This is a genomic window from Streptomyces pacificus, assembly GCF_011766325.1.
In the GTDB taxonomy this organism is placed as follows: Bacteria; Actinomycetota; Actinomycetes; order Streptomycetales; family Streptomycetaceae; genus Streptomyces; species Streptomyces pacificus.
Map to the genome: position 1 here is coordinate 197,078 of NZ_BLLG01000009.1, position 20,714 is coordinate 217,791.

At 71.2% G+C, this 20,714-nt stretch carries 16 protein-coding genes and 6 pseudogenes; 13 read left to right on the plus strand and 9 right to left on the minus strand.

What is annotated here, in order from left to right; translation table 11 throughout:
* Positions 1-135 precede the first annotated feature (135 nt).
* Positions 136-1,131, minus strand: a complete 996-nt coding sequence (locus SCWH03_RS17075; RefSeq protein WP_173265109.1) for a YHYH protein — start codon at positions 1,129-1,131, stop codon at positions 136-138.
* A 411-nt stretch (positions 1,132-1,542) separates the two neighbouring features.
* Between SCWH03_RS17075 and SCWH03_RS17080 the strand changes: the two genes are divergently transcribed.
* A complete protein-coding gene (locus tag SCWH03_RS17080; RefSeq protein ID WP_173265110.1) occupies positions 1,543-2,466 on the plus strand; it encodes an APH(6)-I family aminoglycoside O-phosphotransferase in 924 nt (307 codons plus the stop codon).
* Between the two features lie 256 nt (positions 2,467-2,722).
* On the opposite strand, the pseudogene SCWH03_RS17085 reads toward SCWH03_RS17080, so the two are convergent.
* Positions 2,723-3,163: pseudogene (locus SCWH03_RS17085) on the minus strand (ATP-binding protein).
* A gap of 155 nt (positions 3,164-3,318) precedes the next feature.
* Between SCWH03_RS17085 and SCWH03_RS17090 the strand changes: the two are divergent.
* Positions 3,319-3,510, plus strand: a pseudogene (locus SCWH03_RS17090) (helix-turn-helix domain-containing protein); the annotation flags it as partial.
* A gap of 121 nt (positions 3,511-3,631) precedes the next feature.
* Here SCWH03_RS17090 and tnpA read toward each other — a convergent pair.
* Positions 3,632-4,060, minus strand: coding sequence for an IS200/IS605 family transposase (gene tnpA / locus SCWH03_RS17095; protein WP_173265111.1), 429 nt, complete (start codon positions 4,058-4,060; stop codon positions 3,632-3,634).
* Between the two features lie 23 nt (positions 4,061-4,083).
* Between tnpA and SCWH03_RS17100 the strand changes: the two genes are divergently transcribed.
* The 4 genes from SCWH03_RS17100 to SCWH03_RS29910 all read left to right on the plus strand — a co-directional run bounded on the left by SCWH03_RS17100 (position 4,084) and on the right by SCWH03_RS29910 (position 6,277).
* A complete protein-coding gene (locus SCWH03_RS17100) occupies positions 4,084-5,313 on the plus strand; it encodes an RNA-guided endonuclease InsQ/TnpB family protein (RefSeq protein ID WP_173265112.1) in 1,230 nt (409 codons plus the stop codon).
* 10 nt (positions 5,314-5,323) lie between these two features.
* The gene (locus SCWH03_RS17105; protein WP_173265113.1) at positions 5,324-5,476 is read left to right on the plus strand and encodes a DUF397 domain-containing protein; all 153 of its coding nucleotides are present in this window, start codon (positions 5,324-5,326) and stop codon (positions 5,474-5,476) included.
* A 232-nt stretch (positions 5,477-5,708) separates the two neighbouring features.
* Positions 5,709-5,852: a hypothetical protein gene (locus tag SCWH03_RS17110; protein ID WP_173265114.1), complete on the plus strand. Its 144-nt coding sequence runs from the start codon at positions 5,709-5,711 to the stop codon at positions 5,850-5,852.
* A gap of 179 nt (positions 5,853-6,031) precedes the next feature.
* Positions 6,032-6,277 carry a response regulator transcription factor gene (locus SCWH03_RS29910; protein WP_371872698.1) on the plus strand — a complete coding sequence of 82 codons (246 nt, stop codon included), beginning with the start codon at positions 6,032-6,034 and terminating at the stop codon, positions 6,275-6,277.
* Here the strand turns inward: SCWH03_RS29910 and SCWH03_RS29145 are convergent.
* Both SCWH03_RS29145 and SCWH03_RS29150 read right to left on the minus strand, forming a co-directional pair.
* Positions 6,253-7,404, minus strand: a complete 1,152-nt coding sequence (locus SCWH03_RS29145) for a glycosyltransferase family 4 protein (protein WP_254076813.1) — start codon at positions 7,402-7,404, stop codon at positions 6,253-6,255. The two genes, SCWH03_RS29910 and SCWH03_RS29145, sit on opposite strands and share 25 nt — an antisense overlap.
* Positions 7,405-7,581: 177 nt before the next feature.
* A pseudogene (locus SCWH03_RS29150) lies at positions 7,582-9,585 on the minus strand (FkbM family methyltransferase); the annotation flags it as partial.
* Positions 9,586-9,792: 207 nt separating this feature from the next.
* Between SCWH03_RS29150 and SCWH03_RS17125 the strand changes: the two are divergent.
* Both SCWH03_RS17125 and SCWH03_RS17130 read left to right on the plus strand, forming a co-directional pair.
* Entirely contained in the window at positions 9,793-10,983 is a 1,191-nt protein-coding gene (locus tag SCWH03_RS17125; protein WP_216854760.1) for a sensor histidine kinase, read from the plus strand.
* A 55-nt stretch (positions 10,984-11,038) separates the two neighbouring features.
* A complete protein-coding gene (locus tag SCWH03_RS17130; protein WP_173265118.1) occupies positions 11,039-11,701 on the plus strand; it encodes a response regulator in 663 nt (220 codons plus the stop codon).
* A gap of 276 nt (positions 11,702-11,977) precedes the next feature.
* Here SCWH03_RS17130 and SCWH03_RS17135 read toward each other — a convergent pair.
* A pseudogene (locus SCWH03_RS17135) lies at positions 11,978-12,318 on the minus strand (IS110 family transposase); the annotation flags it as partial.
* Between the two features lies 1 nt (position 12,319).
* Between SCWH03_RS17135 and SCWH03_RS30075 the strand changes: the two are divergent.
* The 3 genes and pseudogenes from SCWH03_RS30075 to SCWH03_RS17150 form a co-directional block, all read left to right on the plus strand.
* Positions 12,320-13,148, plus strand: a pseudogene (locus SCWH03_RS30075) (IS1634 family transposase); the annotation flags it as partial.
* 115 nt (positions 13,149-13,263) lie between these two features.
* Positions 13,264-13,584: pseudogene (locus tag SCWH03_RS17145) on the plus strand (Scr1 family TA system antitoxin-like transcriptional regulator); the annotation flags it as partial.
* On the plus strand, positions 13,581-13,787 hold the full coding sequence (locus SCWH03_RS17150; protein WP_173265121.1) for a DUF397 domain-containing protein: 207 nt from the start codon (positions 13,581-13,583) through the stop codon (positions 13,785-13,787). The pseudogene SCWH03_RS17145 and the gene SCWH03_RS17150, both read left to right, overlap by 4 nt.
* Before the next feature lie 131 nt (positions 13,788-13,918).
* On the opposite strand, the gene SCWH03_RS17155 is transcribed toward SCWH03_RS17150, so the two are convergent.
* Positions 13,919-15,166 (minus strand): LCP family protein, encoded by a 1,248-nt coding sequence (locus SCWH03_RS17155; RefSeq protein ID WP_254076806.1) that lies wholly within the window; start codon positions 15,164-15,166, stop codon positions 13,919-13,921.
* Between the two features lie 119 nt (positions 15,167-15,285).
* On the opposite strand from SCWH03_RS17155, the gene SCWH03_RS17160 reads away from it, so the two are divergent.
* Positions 15,286-15,834 carry an acyl-CoA thioesterase gene (locus SCWH03_RS17160; protein ID WP_173265122.1) on the plus strand — a complete coding sequence of 183 codons (549 nt, stop codon included), beginning with the start codon at positions 15,286-15,288 and terminating at the stop codon, positions 15,832-15,834.
* Positions 15,835-16,088: 254 nt separating this feature from the next.
* Here SCWH03_RS17160 and SCWH03_RS17165 read toward each other — a convergent pair whose 3' ends face one another.
* Positions 16,089-17,672 carry an LCP family protein gene (locus tag SCWH03_RS17165; RefSeq protein ID WP_443098662.1) on the minus strand — a complete coding sequence of 528 codons (1,584 nt, stop codon included), beginning with the start codon at positions 17,670-17,672 and terminating at the stop codon, positions 16,089-16,091.
* 188 nt (positions 17,673-17,860) lie between these two features.
* On the opposite strand from SCWH03_RS17165, the gene SCWH03_RS17170 reads away from it, so the two are divergent.
* Entirely contained in the window at positions 17,861-18,898 is a 1,038-nt protein-coding gene (locus tag SCWH03_RS17170) for a glycosyltransferase family 2 protein (RefSeq protein ID WP_173265124.1), read from the plus strand.
* Positions 18,899-19,022: 124 nt separating this feature from the next.
* Here the strand turns inward: SCWH03_RS17170 and SCWH03_RS17175 are convergent, their stop codons facing one another.
* Positions 19,023-20,501: an LCP family protein gene (locus SCWH03_RS17175; protein ID WP_371872695.1), complete on the minus strand. Its 1,479-nt coding sequence runs from the start codon at positions 20,499-20,501 to the stop codon at positions 19,023-19,025.
* Positions 20,502-20,714 lie beyond the last annotated feature (213 nt).

Sequence of the window (20,714 nt, forward strand, 5' to 3'; positions counted from 1 at the left end):
GGTGGCTGTCGAGGGTGTTCGCCCGTTTCCCCCACGTGCCGTCATCGCCCCAGCGCCCGACCAGCGGCAGCGGCCCCGGTGGTCCCGGTGGCCCCGACGCCGGGGGCGCCGCCTTCACCGGGCCGGCTCCTGCCGTCAGGCGCCCGGGCGCGGTCCCTGGCCGCCGCCCTCCTTGACGAAGCTGTCCGCGACGGTGCCCGCGAAGTAGCGGGGGACGAAGGGGAACGCGGTGGTGAGGACGTAGTGGTACGTCCCGTCCGGGTACTCGGGGGTGACCGCGAAGCGCCCGTTGGCCTGGTCGAGCAGGCCGTGTCCCTCGACGAACTCGAAGTCCTCGGTGTACGTACCGTCGTAGGACCCGCCGGGGCCGCCGCTCCTGGTCCCGGACCGCAGACGGTAGGAGGAGGTCAGGTCGGAGATGCCGGAATCCGGGTCCCGGGGGTCGGTGTAGCCGTACCTGGCGTAGATGGGGAATCCGTCGCCGGCCCAGCCGAGCAGGGGCGAGTGGGCGGTGGACTTCAGGACACCCGTGAGCCCCGTGGGCATCCCGTGGTAGTGGTAGGCACCGGTCGGCTGGACATGGGCGTTGTTGTCGTCCAGGCCCAGGGTCCCCGAGGGCCCGATGGCCTCGACCGTCCAGCCGGACCGCGGATCGCGCTGGTACCACTCCGCGGCGAGGGGATCGAAGAGCACCCCGTTGATCGCGATGCCGAAGGGCTGGGGCAGCGCGAAGCCCGTGAACTCCTGCGCCTTCGTCCCGTACAGCGGTAGCTCGAACGCGTACGACTGCGCCGATATCGTGTTCGGGTTCCCGGGGTTGGGGAAGTCGCCCGTCGTGTGGTTCGGCAGCCCGTTGGCGCGGATCGAGCGCGTGCTGCCGCTGACGGTGACGTCCATCTCCGTCCCGGTGGTGCTGTCGCGGATCGAGTAGCTGCCCGTGACCTCGGTCGAGGCGACGCTGGAGGAGGCGGCGGGAGTGGTCGCCCCGGTCGTCGGGGTGGCGTCGGCGACGCCCGTCACCATGGTCCTTCCGCAGGCGGACACGCCGAGGGCGGCGGCGAGGCCGCCGAGCAGGACGATCCGGCGTGTGGGGCGTGCGGTGCGGGGCCCATCGGTCTCTTCTGGTGTCATGCGACGAGTGTGCGGACCGAGCCTGTGGATGATCTGGGAACTGTCTGTGAGCCGGCGAGAACCAGCCGGGCGCCGCTCCTGCGGCGCGGGTCGCCGCACCGCTCGGGCACGGGGCCCGCCCCGGCAGGGAGAGTCGCCGATCGCAGGTGCCGCGAAGGCCCGCTGCGAGAGCGCGGTCACCCGCCGAGGCACGCCGTGCCCGGAAGCGGGCGGTGCGAGCGGACGGGCGAAGGGCTCGTCCGCGTCGCCGCGACCCCGCCCTGCTCCTCGCGGCCCTGCGACGAGGGCCGCCGGTCTCCGGGCCGTGCACGACCGTGTCCTCCGCCGAGGGCATGATGCCGAAGCAGCCGCCCCAAGGCCCCTGCCCTGCCTGTGGCCGCGGCGGGAAGCCCACTCCCCCGGAGGACACCCATGAGCTCGCACCAGCGCATCGACATCCCCGCCGCCCTCGTCGCGTCGTACACGGGGAACGGTGGTGAGGAGGGACGGACCTGGATCGCACGGCTGCCCGTTCTGGTGGCGGACGTGCTCGACCGTTGGGAGCTGGAGCGCGACGGCCGCATCGCCTCCGGTGAGGCCTCACTGGTGGTGCCGGTGCGCCGCACCGACGGCACCCGCGCCGCGCTCAAGCTCCAGATGCCCCGCGAGGAGACGACCGCCGCGCTGATCGGACTGCGCACATGGAACGGGGACGGCGTCGTGCGGCTGCTCGACCACGACCCGCCGAGCGGCGCCTCGTTGCTGGAGCGCCTGGACGGCTCACGCACCCTGGCGTCGGTCGGGGACGACGACGTGGCCCTGACCACCCTGGCCGGGCTGATGGCCCGGCTGCACTCCGTCCCGGTACCGGAGGGTCTGCGCGGCCTCGGTGACGTCGCGCGCGACATGCTGACGTCCGTACCGTCGGCCGTAGCCGCGCTGCCGGACCCAGAGGACCGGCAGCGGCTGCAACGCTGGGCGTCGGCGGTCGCCGAGCTGGTCGGCGAGCCCGGAGACCGGATGCTGCACTGGGACCTGCACTACGGAAACGTGCTCGCCGCCGAGCGCGAGCCGTGGCTGGCCATCGACCCCGAACCCCTCGTCGGCGACCCGGGCTTCGACCTGTGGCCGGCGCTGGACACCGGCTGGGAGGGGATCCTTGCCACCGGGGAAGCTCCACGGGTGGTGCGGCGCCGTTTCGACCTGCTGACCGAGGTGCTCGGGCTGGACCGCCGGCGGGCGGCCGTCTGGACCCTGGCCCGGCTGCTGCAGAACACCCTGTGGGACATCGAGGACGGCCGGACCGCCATCGCCCCCTCCCAGACCGCCGTGGCCGAGGCACTGCCCCGCCGCTGAACACCCCGCCACCGAGCGCGACGCGACTCCACCAGGACCACCCCGCACCCGGTACGGGCCCCTGCCCGGGGGCGGCGCGAGGCACCCGCCACGCCCGGTGAGTGCCGGGCGGGCGTCGGCGGTGTACCGGGCGACGGTGGTGCGCCCGGCGCCGGCGGTGTACCCGGCGCCGGCGGTGTACCCGGCGCCGGCGGTGTACCCGGCGTCGGAGGTCTGCCCGGCGTCGGAGGTCTGCCCGGTCACGATGGTGTGCCGGTCACCGCACGAGGTCGAGTTCGGCCCACACGGTCTTGCGCGGTACGGGGCCCGGGGTCACGCCCCACCGCGCGGCGAGCGCTTCGACGATCAGCAGGCCGCGCCCCGACTCGGCGTCGTCGGGCGGAGGGGAGAGGGTGCCGGGGGCGGGAGGCAGCCGGTCCCCCCTGGTGTCGGTGACCTCGATCCGCAGACGCCTGCCCGCGTCCTCGACGGCGATACGGAGCTGGAAGTCCCGCCCCGCCACGCGCCCGTGGAACGTGGCGTTGACGGCCAGTTAGGCGACGACCCGCGCCGCCGCGTCCGACGGGATGCCCCAGCAGGCCAGTTGGGCCGTGGTGAGCAGCCGGGCGAGCCGGGCTCCCCTGCGGGTGGGGGAGAGGTGGACGGTGTACTGCCGGGCAGAAGCGGAAGGTTCGGTTCGGGTGATTTCCACGTTCACATCACTCAGAGTGGCCGGTTCGCTCGTACTCTGAACAGAGCGCCGCGTGTACGGACAGTGACTGTCCGGGCCTTGGGCAGCCCTGTCCATGGTGTACGGGCGCCGGCTGCCTGGTGTGGTGCGGGTGGCGGGGACACGGATGGAGGCGGTGTCGTATGGCGGGTGGGCTCGGCGAGGCCGGTGCGGCGGACGGGGCGGAGGAGCCGGACCCCGGCATGGAGTCGGACGACGACTCGGGCGCGGTGATCGCGATGGTCGGCAGGCAGGTGCGGCTTTGGCGCGAGGCGGCGGGGATGCGGGCGGCGGAGCTTGGCTCGGCCATCGGCTACGGCGAGAACCAGGTCTACCTCTGATCTTGCGAGAGTGCCCCGGCCTTCAGGCCGGGGGTGAATCGCATCTGAAGACTGCTCTGACCTCAGCTGTGGGTACGGGTCCGTGCTGTTCACTCGCACCCACGGTTGGCCGTGCTCAGTCCGGCTGCTTCTGCTGCGCGATGTAGTCCTTGACCGCCTGGAGTGGTGCACCGTCGCACGAGCCCGCGAAGTACGAGGGCGACCAGAACCGGCCGTGCATGATCGCCTGGTTGACCCGGCCGGTGAACTCCGCGCGCAGACGGCGGGACGAGACGCCCTTGAGGCTGTTGACCAGGCTGGCGAGCGCGACCTTCGGGGGGTGGTGCACGAGGAGGTGGACGTGGTCGCTCTCGCCGTTGAACTCCTTCAGCTCCGCGCCGAAGTCCTCGCAGACCTTGCGCATGACCTCTTCGCAGCGCGTCAGCATCTCGTCGTTCATGACTCCACCCCGGTATTTCGTGACGAAAACCAAGTGTGCGTGCAAGTGGTAGACGACTGTTCGACCCCTGCGGATATCGGGGTTCGGTTTCCATCGTGGTGACATAGGCCAATGGTAGAGTGATCGTTGTGCAGCTCAGGTACAGCTTCCGCGTGTACCCGAGCGCCGGTCAGCGCACGGCGTTGGCGAGGGCGTTCGGGTGTGCTCGGGTCGTCTTCAACGACGCGTTGCGCGTCCGCGAGGAGGCCCGCGCAGCGGGGCTGCCGTTCGTCACCTCGGCGGAGCTGTCCAAGCGCCTCACCGCCGTCAAGAAGACCCCGGAGCGGGCCTGGCTCGGCCGGGTTTCGGCGGTGATCCTCCAGCAGTCCCTGCGGGACCTGGACACCGCGTACCGGAACTTCTTCGACGGGCTGAAGGGCAAGCGCCCGCGCATGGGAGCCCCGCGCTTCAAATCGAGGCGGGACAACCGGCAGTCGATCCGCTTCACCGCGAACGCGGCCTGGCACATCACGCCGGGCGGGAAGCTGCGCCTGCCGAAGATCGGCGACCTCACGGTCAAGTGGTCCCGCGCGCTGCCGTCCACCCCGACCACCGTGACCGTGGTCAAGGACGCGGCCGGCCGGTACTTCGCGAGCTTCGTCGTCGAGACGGACGCCTGCGAGGTCCTTCCGGAGACGATGCCCGAGGTGGGCATCGACCTCGGCCTCGGGCACTTCGCCGTTCTCTCCGACGGCCGGAAGATCGGCAGCCCCCGCTTCCTGCGCCGGGCCGAGAAGCGCCTGAAGAAGGCCCAACGCGCCCTCTCGCGCAAGGAGAAGGGCAGCAGCAACCGGAACAAGGCCCGGCTTGAGGTCGCCCGCGCTCACGCGCAGGTGGCCGACGCACGCCGCGAGTTCCACCACCAGCTCTCGACGAAGATCATCCGCGAGAACCAAGCGGTTGCCGTCGAGGACCTGGCGGTGAAGGGACTCGCCCGTACACGCCTGGCCAAGTCCGTGCACGACGCCGGATGGTCGGCGTTCGTGTCCATGCTGGAGTACAAAGCCGCCCGGTACGGCCGCACCTTCGTGAAGATCGGCCGCTTCGAGCCGACCTCCCAGGTGTGCTCCGCGTGCGGCGTCAAGGACGGCCCCAAGCCCCTCGGTGTCCGCGAGTGGACATGCGGGGCGTGCGGGACCGTGCTGGACCGGGATGTGAACGCGGCGGTCAACGTCGCCAAGGCCGCCGGACTGGCGGTGTCAGCCTGTCGAGCGCAGGTAAGACGGGCACCCGTGCCCGCACCGCGCAGCGAAGCAGGAACCCACCCGAAGCGACCCACACAGCCCGTGTCGGAGCAGGCGGGAATCCCGGGCCTTTAGGCCCGGGAGGATGTCAAAAGGTGGAGACCGGCAAGCGAGCGTGGAGGTCGCGGCGGGGGCCGGTGCGGTGCAGGTCCGTGATTCCAAGCACGTGTCCGGTCCGCTGCTCGGCTTCACTTCCGCGGCGTGGGGGGACTTCGTGGCCTACGCGGCGGGCAGCTGACCGCCGAGCACGGGACGCTCGGGCCGGGGACCACCCCTGGGCCATCCGCCCTACCCCGGCGCCCCACCCCGGCGCCGGGAAGGCCCCGATGCCGGTACCACGACCACCCGGTCCGGGTACGGGACGGTGCCGGGCCGCGGAACCGGCGCCTCGCCCGCGGCCGGGTCCCGTATCCGGTCGGGCGCCTTGCCCGAGGCCGGCGGCCCGCGCCTCGGGGCCGCCGCATCGCCCCGTGGCGTTGTCAGTCCGCGGTGACGGTGACCTTCTCGTCGTTCTTGATCTGGTCCATCAGCTGACTCACCTTCTGACCGTGCCCCGACCGGTGTTCGCGATCAGCCCCGTGACCAGCGCGGCGAACGTGGAGAAGGTCGGGTGAAACTGCCATGCAAAGCGCCCAGCACGGCGAGCAGAGATGCGGGTAGGGTCGGATCCGGAGCATCGGCGGACCCCTTCTCCGGGAGGCGGTACAAGCACCGCCGATGCTTCCTTCGCGTCTGCCTCCCGGCCGGGCCGACGGCCACACATCACCCATGTGAGCTACCCAACTGACAGTCCATCAGGAAGACGAAAGTCGAGACACAGACAATGGCGCTTATAGCGGACGGCTACTCGGGCAAGGAGATAGCCCGCACGCTGAACGTGTCGCCGAAAACCGTCGAATCTCACGTCCAGCGGCTCTTCGACCGGTACGGAGTGCGCAGCCGGGCCGGGCTCGTCGCCAGATGGATGACGGAGGCCGCATGGGTACATGGGGGCATTCCCGGGCTCACGGGGGCTCACGGGGTGCCGGATATGCCCTGATCCAGGTACTTGGTGAGCTTCTGGTGAGCCTCGTCCCAGCTCCACTGCTGGCTCACCCATGCCTGGCCCCTGCGTCCCATCTCGCGCGTTAGCTGCGCATCCGACAGTAGCGTGTCGAGCCGGGCGGCCACCTCCGCGGGACGGTGGCCGTCCACGACGTAGCCGGTCTCGCCGTGGCGCACGGCGTCCGGGGCGCCGCCCGAGTCGCCCGCGACGACCGGTAGGCCGGCCGCCGCCGCCTCCAGGTAGACGATGCCGAGCCCCTCGACCTCCATGCCCGCCCGGCGGGTCCGCGACGGCATGGCGAAGACATCGGCTGCGCCGTAGAATGCGGGCATTGCCTCGTGTGGGTGCCCACCTGCGAAGATCACCGCCTCAGCGACCCCAGAGCGTTGTGCCGAATCCCGCAGTCGCCCCTCATAGGGGCCGTCGCCGACCAGCAGCAATCTCGCCCCGGGATGCCGACGGCGCAGTGACCGCATCGCCAGGATCAGTGTGTCCTGGCCCTTGCGGGGCACAAGACGGGCGGCGCACAGGATGACCGGGCCGGAACCGAGACCGTAGTGTTCCCGGAGGCTGGCGCCGTCGTCCCGCCGCGGCGCGAACGCCGCCGCGTCCACGCCCGGGGTGAGCCTCACCAGGCGATCGGTGTCGCCAGGGCGGAGGGCGGTGGCCAGGTGGCGTCTGGTGTAGTCACCGAGGTAGGTCAGTGCGTCGACGTGGTGGCCGATGCGGCGCAGCAGTTGACGGGCGACCGGGGTGCGCGCCCACCAGACCTCGTGGCCGTGGGTGGTGGCCACCAGTCGGCGCACCCCTGCCCGGCTGCGCAGGGCCGGTGCCATCAGGCCGAGCGGTGCGGCGGCCCCGAACCACACGGAGTCGCAGTCGTATCGGCGGGCCAGGTGGACGGCCCGGGCCGTTGCCTTTGGAGTCGGGAGCAGCATCCGCGTCCGGTCCCGTACGACCGGGAAGGGCTGCTGTTCGTCGAAGTGGGCTTCGCCCGGGGTGTGGGATGTGTAGACGACCACACGGTCCGCAGGAAAACGCCGGACCATGGCGTGCACGAAGGTCTCTATGCCTCCCTGACGGGGTGGGAAGTCGTTGGTGACGACGAGGGTGCGGGACATGGTCAGTCGACCTCGGACGGGTGGTGGGTGAACAGGTAGTTGCGGTGCTCCTCGGTGATGCGCGGGACCCGCGCCCAGATCCCTTCGCGCCACACATGCATGGCGTAACCCATTGCATGGAGCCGGTCGGTGACGTCCCGGACCCCCCAGGCCGTACTTGGCCGGGTGCCGTTCCTCGATCTCCAGCAGGAGGGTGGGGCGGTGGAGCAGCAGTGTGCGGTGGGCACCCTCGAGGACGAAGGCTTCGGCGCCCTCGACATCCGCCTTGATGAAGTCGACGCGTGCGGGGGCGGCGGCATCGACGGTCCGTACGGTGACGTTCAGACGTTTCTCTTCGGCGAACTCGGTGTTGGGGCCCAGCCTGAGGGCGCCGTCGGTGACAAACGCCCGGCCGTGCACCGGCAGCCGGCGGCGGTAGGGGAGGCTCATCGTGAAGGAACCCACCCGGCGGCCCAGGGCCGTCCGGTGCAAGCGGATCGTGCGGCGGCCCAAGGCGTACCGGACCACGGTGAGCACCCGGTGCGCGCCGGGCAGCGGTTCGAAGCTGTGGACGGTGCCGGTGGGCCCAGCCAGGTGCGCGAGGCTGATGGTGTACAGGCCGTACTCGGCGCCGATGTCGAGGCAGACGGCGCCGGGGCTGACATGTTCGCGCAACCTCTGAATCTCGGGCTCGACGAATCGTGTCCGGCGAGCGCCGATACACAGCACCGTGTACGCCAGGGCCAGGGCCAGGGCCAGGGCCAGGCGCCGGGCGCGACCCGCGCCCGGCGTGACCGGTACGCGGCGCGTGCGCCCGGGAACCGACCCACGGCCGGTACGCCGAGCCGCGAACCCGTGCCCCGGGCGCTTCGGCCACCCGCGATCGGGTCTCTGGAACCTGGCGTCATCCATCGCGCTGCTGGGGCCCGGCCAACGGCGGAGAGGTTCGACGGCCGGTAGACGGAGGAGACGGTGCAAGGCCGGCACGCTGCGAAAACGCCTGGGCACGACCCCACGGCTCAAACCCTCGGGACCGGGATGCAGATGGAACCAAGCGGCGATGGTCAAAGGCATCAGGAGGTAACCGAATCGGGTGGCGGGGGCCAGGCAGAAGGCCAAGGCGAGAGCGAGGGCGAGCCGGTCGGCGGCGGCGAGCAGCACGCGCGGCGGTCTCACCGCCAGTGACACGGCGACGGCCACCGCGGCCAGGGCGAGCAACACGAGGGCGAGCAGGCGTCCGCCCGGCAGCAGGGTGGCGACGAGGTATCCGGGCAACGGACTCGTGGCGGGTGAGGCGACTCGGCCCGCCCCCAGGGGGTAGAGCAGGACCTGCTCGGTGAAGGCGCTCGGCGAAACGAGGACGCTCGGCACGGTCAGGACGGCGATGACGACGGCGGCCACCGCACCCGCGCCCGTCGTGACCCGCCCGCCCCGACGCACGGCGAGGAGGACCAGCGCGACCACCAGCACCGGCCAGGCCGTCCACTTCATCGCCGCCGCCGCTCCGGCGGCCAGCCCCGTTGCCGCGGGGCGGCCTGTGGCGGCGGTCGCGAGGGCGAGGCACATCAGCGCCGTGACCGGTAGGTCGATGCCTCCGGTGGCCAGCGGCAGTGCGAGCAGTGGGAAGGCGGCCAGTACCGCGAGGGCCCTGGGCGCGCAGTGACCGGCGGCCGTACGGGCGGCCGAGCCCAGCGCAAGGCAGAAGACCAGCGCGAACCACCAGCGGGCGTCGGCGATGGGATGGTCGCCGAGCACGGCATAAGGCAGCCCGAATAGCGCCATGGCTGGCAGGTACGGGTTGTAGTCTTTGATCTGTCCCGGCTCCGGCAGGTACGGGCTACCGGTGTGCAGCAGCAACGCGCCGGAGTGGTGCACGACGTCGACCTCGAGCTGCCCCTGCCGGTGTGCGACCAGCCACACCATGGGTACGACTGCCGCGCCCACCGCGGCGACGAACGGCGCGGCCCAGCGCAGCAGGGTGGACGAACCCAACGCCAGGGCTGCGGCGCAGGTATATCCGACGGTCGCGCACAGTCCCCAGACGCGGTGCGGTCCCAGGTCGGTGACCGTGGCCATGAGCGCAGCTGCCACTGCGCATCCGGCCCACACCACCAGCCATGGCCCGGTCCGGGCTCTGCCGAGTGGCCGCAGTCGGGCCGGAGGCACGGGAAGCGGCCAGTGCAGCAACGGAGTTGTGGTCATGCGCCGCGCCTTCCGGGTCGGGTGTACACCCAGTCTCGGCACGCGACGCGCACGGATCGTCGCACCGGGCTGCGATCTTCGGCGTCAACCCGTGGTGTGACGCCGGTGCCGCGGATCACACCAGGCGGTGACGCATTCGGCGGGCGGCTTCAGGAGAATCGGCGCATGCCCCGACTGCGCCGCCCCGCCATTCTGCGCCTGACAGACATGCCACGTCGGCCCTGGTATCCAGCCGTCAGCGCGGGCGCGATCGCCGCGGTGGCGGTCGCGGAGATCACTGCGGGCCGACTCACCTCGCTTACCGTACTGGTCACGGCGGCCGGCGCGGTTGTCCCGCTGGTCTGGCGCCACCGCCGGCCCTGGCTCGCCGTCTGCGCGACGGCCGCCGCGCTGCTCAACTTCCTCTTCCGGCCTGAGCTGTTGCTGTCCACTGGTCTGGCCGGCGTGACCGGTCTGTATGCAGCTGCACGAGGTCGCGTGTTGCCCCCGATCGTCCTGACGGCCTGTGGGATCGCCGCGGCGGTCCTGGTCAACCTGGGCCACATCGCTCTGGGGGCCTACGACCTGGGCGGGACCAGGCCCGCGCTGGGCGCCGACGGTTCGCTGTCCTACTTCGCCGAGTCGTTGCTTCTGGCGTGTGCCATCACGGCCACCGTGGCGCTGGCGGATGCCGCCCGCAGCCGAGAGGAGTATCGCCGGGAGCGCGAGTCCGCCCAGCGGCAACTCGTGGTGATGGAGCGCAGGGAGGCTGCGGTAGCCGAACGCGCCCTGATTGCACGCGAGTTGCATGACATCGTGGCCCACGCCGTCTCCGTGATCGCCGTACAGGCGGAGACGCTCACCTACACCATCCCGAATCTGTCCGTCGACGCCCGCGACGGCTTTCAGTCCATCGCCGGCTCCGCCCGCGTCTCGCTCGCGGAGTTGCGCGGCCTCGTCGACATCCTGCGTCAGGAGGACGACGCCGCGGCCACCTCTCCGCAGCCGACCTTGGAGGACCTCACGTCTCTGCTCGAAGCCCACCGAGCCGTCGGTGGGATGGTGGACCTGCTCGTCACCGGCTCCCGGCCCCACACCACGGCCGCTGTGGAGTTGGCCGCCTACCGCATCATCCAGGAGACGCTCACCAACGTCCGCCGCCACGCGCCCGGTGCCCACGCGACCTGCCGGATCGACTACACCCCGCAGCACATCCGAGTGCACGTCGCCAACACCGCTCCCGCTTCACCGGCCCGCCCGTCCGGCAGCGGCTACGGCCTCCACGGCATGCACGAGCGGGCGGTCCTGCTCGGCGGCAGACTCGACTGGCGTCCGACACCCGACGGCGGATTCACCGTGACCGCGCTCCTGCCGGCCACCGCACCCGGCGCCACGGTCTTCACTCCCCGACCGGGATAATCAATCATCCGTCGTACCTATCTGCAACTGGAGTCTCCGGAGGGAGAGTTACCCCATGTCGACGATCCGTGCGGTGGTCGTGGACGACCAGGCCGTCGTACGCAGCGGCTTCGTCAATCTCCTGGCCACCCAGGAGGACATCGAGGTGGTCGGGGAGGGCGCGGACGGCGAGGACGCCATATACCTGGTCCGCGAACACCACCCCGACCTCGCCTTGCTCGACATCCGCATGCCGAACACCGACGGCATAGCCGCCACCCGGGCGATACTCGCCGACCCCGAAACCGCCACCCGCGTCCTCATCCTGACCACGTTCGGTCTGGACGAGTACGTCTACGACGCCCTCGCCGCCGGAGCCAGCGGCTTCCTCCTGAAGGACGCCACCTTCCCCGAACTGCTCCACGCCGTGCGGGTGGTGGCCGCAGGCAAGGCCATGCTCGCCCCCGACATCACCCAGCGGCTCATCACCCGCTTCCTCCGCGAACGCCCCGCACTGCTCTCCCGCCCCGAGACCCCGGACCTGACCGCACGCGAGACCGAGGTCCTGCTCCTCGTCGCCCGTGGCTACTCCAACGACGACATCGCCGAGCGCCTCACCATCACCGACCACACCGTCAAGACCCACATCAACCGGCTCTTCGCCAAACTCGGCGCACGCGACCGGGCCCAGGCCGTCATCGCCGCCTACGAACTGGGCTATATCGCTCCGGGCGGGTGACACTCCGGGCTGCGCCGCCTATCCCGGGTTCGACGTAATTCGGTGGCCTGGAGCGCCGAATTGGGGGCTGACCGGCGTGGACATGGGCGTGGCCGCCTGGAGGGCGTTTCTCTGGTCGGTGGCGTTTCGGCTGGTCAGCGGGGTGCGGGCTGGAGGTCGATGACCTGCTTCGGGTGCGGGATGCCGAGCTTGGTGAGTAGATCTCGCTGGGGCTTGGTGAGGCCGGTGACCTGCTGGAACGTGCCGGTGGGGCTGGAGAACGTCCCGGTGTGGAGGTGCCTCGGTCAGCTCCGGGATCTTGATCCGGAGCTTGCATCGGGCGGCCAGCTCGGCCAGGGCCTGTGGGTCCCGCTCACCGGCGATCAGCGCCTCCAGCATCGGCCGCCCGGAGACGCCATGATGTCGGCGGCCACCGCGGCGAGCTTGATGCCGGAGTCCTCCAGTACCTTCTCCACCCGCTGCACGATCTGCCGCCGGGTACGGGCCATCTGGGTCCGGGCCATATCCCACGGCTCACGTACCGGCTGCGGAGGGACGGACGAGGCCCGCACCAGACCGTGCGCCCCGAGCTGGGCCAGCCAGGCCGTGTCGGAGATATCCGTCTTGCGTCCGGGGAGCCGCGTGATCACCGTGGTCGACCGCGGCTTCTCCTCCGCGGACAGCCTCGCCTGCCTCACCCGCGCCGGTGGCCACTACATCGCCGGGATGTGCATGCGTGACGGAGGCGACTCGGCCGAGGCCGCGCTCGCCCGGCAGGGCCGCTACCACCAGATCCGCGACAACGTGCGCGTCAAGGAAGTCAAGCTCGACCAGGCCCCGGGCCGGCGCTTCGGGGCCATCAAGCGGATCGAGGCCGAACTCGAGCGGATCCGGTCCCAGCGCGAGCGCGACGCCAAGCGCGCGAGTGCCCCGAAAGCACGGGAGCGGGCGGAGGCCGCCCACATGCGCGCCGAGTGCGCGCTGATCGAACGCCCCCCTGAAACGGCGGTTGAGGACCTCGAGGAACGGACGGCTGGCCATCGACCGCGCCAAGATCAAGGCCGAGGAGCGTCTCGACGGAAAGTACCTGCTGACCGGCTCCGCCCCGCACCTGAGTGCCGAGGAGATCGCGGTCGGCTACAAGGCCCTCCTGGAAGCCGAGCGCGGATTTCGCGATCTGAAAACGATGCTGGAACTACGACCGGTCTTCCACCACCTCGAACACCGCGTCCGCGCCCACGTACTGCTGTGCTGGCTCGCTCTGCTACTGATCCGCGTCGCCGAACGCTGCACCGACCAGACCTGGAACCGGATCAGCACCCAACTCGGCCGCGTCCACGAGGTCACCCTCACCGGCGACGCCGGACAGATCACCCAGACCACCCCGCTGAACAGCGAGCAAGCCGCCCTCTACCGCGACTGCGGCATCAAACCGCCACCCCGGATCACTGCCGCAGACCCTGCCTGACCAGCCATAACGCACCCGTGTGGGCACACGCCTCCGCGACCACTCTCTCGACGCTTCCGCAGCTCAACCCCCGTTTTCGACACATCCGCGTGCCCAGCAACTGCGGAACTCAGGGCTCAGACGGCCGGTCGGGGGCAGAATGGTCCTGCGTCGTCAGCTCGAACACCTGCTGGAAGTCAGCGCGTTGCGGCATGTCGAGGTCCAGGTCATGCCGACGGAGACCGAGGAGCACGCGGGCCTGGACGGCTCACATCAGGTGCTCAAGCTGAGCGATGGCACGGCTGTTGCGCACAACGAGGTGCAGCTCACCAGCCGTCTGGTCAGTGAGCCCAGGGAGGTGCAGATCCTGGAGATGCGGTATGGCCTGATCAGGTCGCAGGCGCTGACTCCTCGGTTGTCGCGGTCTTTTGTCGAGAAGTTGTGGGGAGAACTATGAGTGTGAAGCCTTCGTCCGGGGTCGGTTCCGGGGTGGAGTGGGTCAAGAGCAGTTACAGCACGGCCGACGGCCCCGAGTGCGTGGAGGTCGCGGCGGGGGCCGGTGCGGTGCAGGTCCGTGATTCCAAGCACGTGTCCGGTCCGCTGCTCGGCTTCACTTCCGCGGCGTGGGGGGACTTCGTGGCCTACGCGGCGGGGAGCTGACCGCCGAGCACGGGACGCTCGGGCCGGGGACCACCCCTGGGCCATCGCGGCCGGGTCCCGTCTCCGCTCGGGCGCCTTGCCCGAGGCCGGCGGCCCGCGCCTCGGGGCCGCCGCATCGCCCCGTGGCGTTGTCAGTCCGCGGTGACGGTGACCTTCTCGTCGTTCTTGATCTGGTCCATCAGCTGACTCACCTTCTCCTTGTCCCAGACCAGGTTCCCGCCGCGGCTGCCGGAGATCGGCATGTTCATCGACGTGCCGTCGCCCCCGTTGACGCTCTTCATCGCGAAGAACATCTCCGCCAGGTCGAACAGGGACATGTCCTGGTCGACGATCAGCGTGTCCAGACCCGAGCCGAGAGTCGGGTAGAGCCTGAACGGGTTGAGGATCGTGCCGGGCGTCGCGGCCTGGTTGGCCAGCGCCGCGAGGAACTTCTGCTGGTTCTTGGTGCGGTCCAGGTCGCTGCCGGCGAAGGCGTACCGGGTCCGGACGAAGGCGAGGGCCTGCTCGCCGTTCAGGGTCTGGGTGCCCGCCTGGAAGTCGGCGCCGGACTTCTCGTCCTTGAAGGCTTTGGGGATGTCCATCTCGACGCCGCCGAGTGCGTCCACGATATTCGCGAAGCCGGCGAAGCCGATCTCCGCGTAGTGGTCGATCCGCAGGCCGGTGTTGTGCTCCACGGTGCGCACCAGCAGCTCGGGGCCGTCCTCCGCGTAGGCCGCGTTCAGCTTCACCCGGCGGCCCTGGGCCGGGAAGGTCTTGCCGGACTCCGAGCCCACGAAGGACGGTATCTCCACATCCGAGTCGCGGGGGAGCGAGATCATGGTGTTCCCGCTGCCGCAGGCGGCGAGGATCATCATGGAGTCGGTGCGCTTGCCCTCGGCGGATCCGGTGTGCAGACGCTTCCTGTCCTCCGCGGACATGCCTTCGCGGCTGTCGGAGCCCACGATCAGATACGTCGTGCAGTCGCCCTCCTCGGGCCGGTCTATGACCTTGGTGAGGTCGACCTCGCGGCGCATCTTGGAGTCGGCCCAGACGTAGGTGCCTATGGATACCCCGAGGGCCAGCACGAGCACCGTGATCGAGCCGACCTTGAGCCGTCGGCGCCAGTCGGGCGCCGGGCGGCCGTAGGAGGGCGGCTCGCCGTGGCCCCCGTGGCCCGCAGGGCCCCCGTGACCGCCGTCCCCGCCGCCTCCCCGGCCGGACGACGGTGAACCGTAGACCTGGCCCGTGTTGTAGCCGCTGTCGTACGGGGCGTCGTACCTGTCGTCGTACCCCTGCGGCTGCTGCGGGATCGGGCGTCGCCGCACATGGCGCATCGCGCGCGGCCCCTCGGGTTCCGCGCGCCGGTCGCCGTGTCCGTATCCATCGGGCCAGTCATTCATGCGGAACAGTGTGCAGGCCGCGGACGAAAGCCCGACAGGGCGGGTGACACATCACACCGGTGCTGTAGCGAATCTGATGCAATGCCGCGGTCCCCGGGGACCCGCATAGGGTGGAGGGCATGACAGACCAGGCCCAGCGCTCGGAAAGCGGTATCCCGGGCAAGCCGACATCGGCTTCGCGTACGACCCTCAGCCACATCATGACGCACAGCGACACCAACCTCCTCGGGACGGTACACGGCGGTGTGATCATGAAATTGGTGGACGACGCGGCGGGCGCCGTCGCGGGCCGGCACTCCGGCGGACCGGCGGTCACGGCCTCCATGGACGAGATGGTCTTCCTGGAGCCGGTCAGGGTGGGCGATCTTGTGCATGTGAAGGCCCAGGTCAACTGGACCGGCCGGTCCTCGATGGAGGTCGGCGTCCGGGTGCTCGCCGAGCGCTGGAACGAGTCGGCCCCCGCGACCCGGGTCGGCTCCGCGTACCTGGTGTTCGCCGCCGTCGACGCGGACGGCAAGCCCCGTCCGGTTCCTCCGGTGATCCCCGAGACGGAGCGCGACAAGCGACGCTGTCAGGAGGCGCAGATCCGCCGCACCCACCGGCTGGCCCGCCGCCGCGCCATCAAGGAACTCCGCGAGCGCCGCGCGGCCGAGGGACACGAGGACTGAGGTCTCACCTCGGGGGCAGTGCCGTGCCTGCGGGGACCGCGATCCCGTCGCGGGACTTCGCCGGGCCCGCCCCCTACGCCACCGTCCCGGTGGGGTCGGCGCTGGGCCGTCGGCCTTGTGCTCCCCGTCCCCGTCCCCGTAGCCGTCCGCGGCCTAGTCCCCGTAGCCGTCCGCGTCCGGCCCCCGGTCGCTCCCGCCGCGGTCCCCTCGCCTTGGCCGCGGCCACCGCCGTCCCTGCGGCCGCCGCCGGGGAGTCAGCGGCAGAGGACCTCGTCGCCGGTGACGGCGCCGAAGGCGCCCCTGGGCCGAGGGGTCTCCGCCCGGACGGGGGTCACCGAGGTGAAGCCGGAGCCCGCCGTCACATGGAGCGTCGGGCCCTGACCCTTCACCGGGCGCAGCTCGGCGCCCTCCAGGGCCACCGCCAGGGACCTCGCCGAGCGGTCCCAGCGCGGGTCGTAGGTGATGTAGGTGCGCTTCACATCGCGCTCGCCGCCGTTCAGCGGGGTCCGCGTCGTGTTGAACCCGGTCCCCCGCAGGGCGGAGTCCACCCGGGAGCCGAGCCCGTCCAGCCGCGTCCCGTTGTAGACCTGCACCCGGATCTGCTGCGGCGGGACATCGACGACCTTCGCGGCGGGGGCGGACGAGGTGCCCCGCGGACGTTCCGGGGCGAGCGGCCGGTCCTCCCTCAGGGCCTGGAAGAGCTGCTCCGCCTTCACCTGGTCCCACTTCACCGTCGAGCCGACGCCCTTCACCGGGAAGCTCGGGTCCTTGACGGGGACGGAGGCGAACTCCGTCGACGCCGGGGTGAAGCTCCTCATCGCCTTGCCCAGCGTGAGGAGCTGGTCGGTGCCGAAGCCCCGGTCGGCCCGTACCGAGTTCAGCGCCGCGGTGCCGACCTGGCGGAACTTCACCGGGTTCAGCAGTACTCCGCTGCTGGTGGCCTGCTGCACCAGCGCCGCCACGAACCGCTGCTGGCGCTGCATCCGCCCCAGGTCGGCCGCCCCGTCGACATGCCGGGCCCGCACGTACTGCAGCGCCGTCGCGCCGTCGAGCCGGTGCGTACCCGCCTTGAGGTCGAGGCCCGAGTGGGAGTCCTTCAACGCCCGGGCCGTGCAGATTTCCACCCCGCCGATCGCGTCGACGGTCCTCATGAAGCTGCGGAAGTCGACTTCGAGGTAGTGGTCGACCCGCACCCTGGTCAGGTCCTCCACGGCCCGCACGGTGAGCGCGGGCCCGCCCTCCGCGTACGCCGCGTTCAGTTTCACCGCGTGCAGGCCGTGCTTCTCGCCGGTGGTCAGGTCGGTGTGGGCGGGGAGCTCCGCGTACGAGTCGCGGGGCAGGCTCACGATGCTCGCCCGCTCCCGGTCCTCGGAGATGTGCACCAGCATGATCGTGTCGGTGCAGCGGCAGGGGGCGCCGCCCAGCCGGTACGTGCGGCGCTCCTCCTCGGTGATCGTGTCCCGGCCGTCGGTGCCGACGAGCAGGATGTTCATCCCGTTGCCGTGCGCCGGGCGGTTCTTCATGTCCCGGAACGGGTCTACCCGGCCGATGCCGCTGTCAAGACCCGTCACCAGGGCGTGGCCGATGCCCCCCACACCGAGTACCAGCATCGAGAGGGTCGTCACCATCCGCATCCCCCAGCGGGGCCGGCCCGGCTGCCCCCGTCCGCGGGTGCGCGGGGCCGGCCCCCGCCGGCCGTTCCCCGCCGCCCCCTGGCGTGGTGCCGGCCCGCCCCGGCGCCGTGCCTCCGGTCCGGGGCGGCCCCCCTTCGGCCTGGGAACCGGTCCGGGGCGGCCCGCCGCCGGTCGCGGACGGGGCGAGCGGGGCGGTGTGGGCACGAGGGGCACCTCCGCGGGGCAGCAGACCGGTGATCCTGAGCACCGTAGGCCCATACGATCTGCGGCACGGGGAGGCCGGGGGGACGCGCGCATCGCTGTCCCCCGTTCGCGGTAACGTGGCGGACGACGCCGCTGTCTCCCCGAGGCCGTTGTCTCCCGGGGGACATCCCCCGGACCCCGAGGAACCCATGCCAGCCGCCCCGCCCGCCGTCTCCGTGATCATGCCGGTCCTCGACGAGGAGCGTCATCTGCGCGACGCCGTCCACCACATCCTGCAGCAGGACTACGCAGGCGAGATGGAGGTGGTGATCGCGCTCGGCCCGTCGACCGACCGCACCGACGAGATCGCCGCCGAGCTGGTGCGCGAGACGGCATCGAACCCCTGGGGCCGGGTGCGTACGGTCGCCAACCCCACCGGCCGTACGCCCGCCGCGCTCAACGCCGCGATCAGGGCGTCCCGCCACCCGGTCGTGGTCCGCGTCGACGGGCACGGGATGCTGTCGCCGGACTACATCGCGACGGCGGTCCGGCTCCTCGAGGAGACCGGTGCGCAGAACGTGGGCGGCATCATGCACGCCGAAGGGGAGAACGACTGGGAGCACGCCGTCGCCGCCGCGATGACCTCGAAGATCGGCGTCGGCAACGCGGCCTTCCACACCGGCGGTGAGGCGGGCCCCGCGGAGACCGTGTACCTGGGTGTCTTCCGCCGCGAGGCGCTGGAGCGGCAGGGCGGCTACAACGAGGAGTTCATCCGCGCCCAGGACTGGGAGCTGAACTTCCGTATCCGCGAGGCCGGCGGCCTGATCTGGTTCTCCCCTGAGCTGAGGGTCCGGTACCGGCCGCGCCCCTCCGTGAAGGCACTCGCCAAGCAGTACAAGGACTACGGCCGCTGGCGCCATGTCGTCGCCCGCTACCACTCCGGCTCGATCAACCTCCGCTATCTCGCCCCGCCGACCGCCGTCTGCGCGATCGCCGCGGGCCTGGTGGCCGGTGCGGTGCTCACACCGCTCGGCTTCGTGATCCCGGCCGGCTATCTGGCGGCGATCGCCGCGGGTTCGGTCCCTGCGGGCAGGGGACTTCCCTGGAAGGCACGCGTCCTGATCCCGGTGGCGCTGGCGACGATGCACATGTCGTGGGGTTTCGGCTTTCTGACGAGTCCGCGGTCCCTGGCGAAGAAGGTCATCGCGAGCCGCAGGCCCGCGGTGACCGCGCCGACCCAGGCCTGATGCCGAGGGCCCGTCGTGCGCGGGGGCCGGTACGAGGAGCGGCCCCCGCGCATCGCGCCGCCCTCCGCCGGCCCGTCCGGCCCCCGGCCTCCCGCAGGCCCGTCCGGACCCGGCCTTGCGTGCTCTACCAGGTGAAGCCCGGCTGTACGTCCATACAGGCCCCGGTGTCACCCGCGTTGAGCGGCTTCGCGGACGACGGCGCCTCGCCGCCGTTCCCGTCCGCGACCCGCGGATACGCGGTGCCCTTCCGCCAGTCCGCGCCCACCACCAGCGTGACGCCCGACACATCGGCGGACCTGGTCACCGAGGAGACCGGAAGGCCCACGGTCTCGGCCACGGCCCGTGCATCCCCCGCCAGCTCCGCGCTCGGGTAGAACACCACGGTACGGGCCCGCGGATCGGTCCGGCTGTCCGCCGTCGCCAGGGTGAAGCCCTTGCCGGTGAGGACCTCCGCGATCTCCGTGGCGCGCCCACGCGCGGCCCCCAGCTCGTCGGTGTACGTGCCGTTCTGCACCTGCACACCGATCTCGCTCGGCGCGGCGGCGGGGCCCTCGGGCACCACCGGAGCCGCGGGTGCCGCGGGTGCCGCGGGTGCCGTGCGCTTGGACGCCTTGCCGTCGAGCGGGATGTCCTCGCGCACCATGCGGAACACCTGCTCGGCGTCCGGCTGGAGAGGCTCGACCTTGCCGGCGAAACCGGGGCGCCGGCTGTAGAAGTTGGGCATCGTCGTCATCGTGATGCGCTCGGTCGGCACCTGCTTGAACTCCTCGGCCAGAGCGTACAGCTTGGCCACCGTGTCCAGGCCCTCGTCGACCGTGAGCGCGGAGGTGGCGGCCTCCGCGAGGTTCCGCAGCTGGGCGGGGTCGGTGAGCTTGGTGCTCCGGCGCAGTTCACGCACCATCGAGTTCATGTACATGTGCTGGGCTTGGGTGCGGGCCAGGTCGGTGCCGTCCCTGAAGCCGTAGCGGGTGCGCAGCCACTGCAGCGCCTGCTCGCCCTTGACCGAGGTCGTGCCCGCCTTCAGCTTGAGACCGGAGCCCTGCCCCCGGCTGTTGCGCGAGTAGACGTTGTCCTTGACGCAGACGGGCACCCCGCCGATCGCGTCCGCCATCGACACCACGCCGGCGAAGTCGACCTGCATGAAGTGGTCGATGGTGATTCCGGTGAGCCGGTACCAGGTGGCCACCGTGCAGCCGGGGCCGCCGCGGCTGAGGGATTCGTTGGTGAGCGTCCAGCCGGTCTCCTCGTACACCTTGCCGCTGCGGTCCGTGCACTCCGGGATCTTCAGCACGGTGTCCCGGGGCATGCTGACCACCGACATGTTGCTGCGGTCCGCCGAGACGTGGACCAGCATCTGCACATCGGCGAGCGGTGGCCCGTCGAAGGTGTCCCGGGCACCGCCGAGGGCCTTGTTCTCGGCCGAGTCCCGTGCGTCCGAGCCGATCAGCAGGATGTTCAGCGGCGTCTGGCCGGCGGCGTTCACCCTGTGGCCGGCCATCCCGTTCTTGCCGAGGTTGAGGTCGTCCGTCCGGATGTTTCCGTTCAGCTGCTCGTAGTAGAGGTACCCGGCACCCGCCGTGCCGAGTATCAGCAGGGAGAGCACACAGGCGACCCACCGCAGGGTCCTGCGTCTGCCGCGTCTTCCCTGACTTCCCTGACTTCCCTGACTTCCCTGACCGCCCTGACTGCCCTGACCGCCCTGACCGCCGAGTGGCCGGGGCGGTCCCTCCCCGCCGTCGTCCGGTCCTGCGGAAACGTCCCGCTTCCGATCCCGCTCCTGTTCCCGCTTCCGCACCCGGACCTGCTCCCGTTCCCG